Below are 506 nucleotides of genomic sequence, written 5' to 3' on the forward strand. Positions count from 1 at the left end.
GCTGGTCAATGAAGACGGCAGCAAGCCCAAAGCCAGCGAACTGCCCACCGCAGACCAGCTGATGGCCGCCCACGCGAACGCCGATCTTCTCGACGCAGTCACGCTCGTTCAGCGCCATTCTTACGGCACGCTGGAGGAAGCCACAAAAAACTAACCGACTCGTCCCATCTCAGGCTGCTGTTCACGCTGGCGGACCGATGGGGCGAGAAGGACCCTCGCAAAATAGCCGAGCTTCCGGCGAACATACTGACCCACTGGCAGGCCTATTTCGATCTCCTGAGAACGGAGGCCGAAACGTCAGCGCCGGTGCATTCTCCTCCGGTGACTGCTGCGCAATCTGAAAGCGACCAGCAGTTCGCTGACTGCTTCAGGATATTAGGACATGGCTGCTGACGTTGCGTCATTGGCTGTCGCGCTGCATCTCAACTCCGCCAGCTTTAAATCACAGTTTGCTGATGCTATGCGAACGGCGGACAGCAGCGCCCAGCAATTTAACAGGAAAGTCC

At 58.1% G+C, this 506-nt stretch carries 1 protein-coding gene; it reads left to right on the forward strand.

The window, feature by feature from the left end:
• The first annotated feature begins 1 nt into the window (after position 1).
• A complete protein-coding gene (locus tag RF647_RS19330; RefSeq protein WP_368813148.1) occupies positions 2-154 on the forward strand; it encodes a hypothetical protein in 153 nt (50 codons plus the stop codon).
• Positions 155-506 lie beyond the last annotated feature (352 nt).

It is taken from the genome of Kocuria sp. CPCC 205263 (assembly GCF_040981075.1).
In the GTDB taxonomy this organism is placed as follows: domain Bacteria; phylum Actinomycetota; class Actinomycetes; order Actinomycetales; family Micrococcaceae; genus Kocuria; species Kocuria rosea.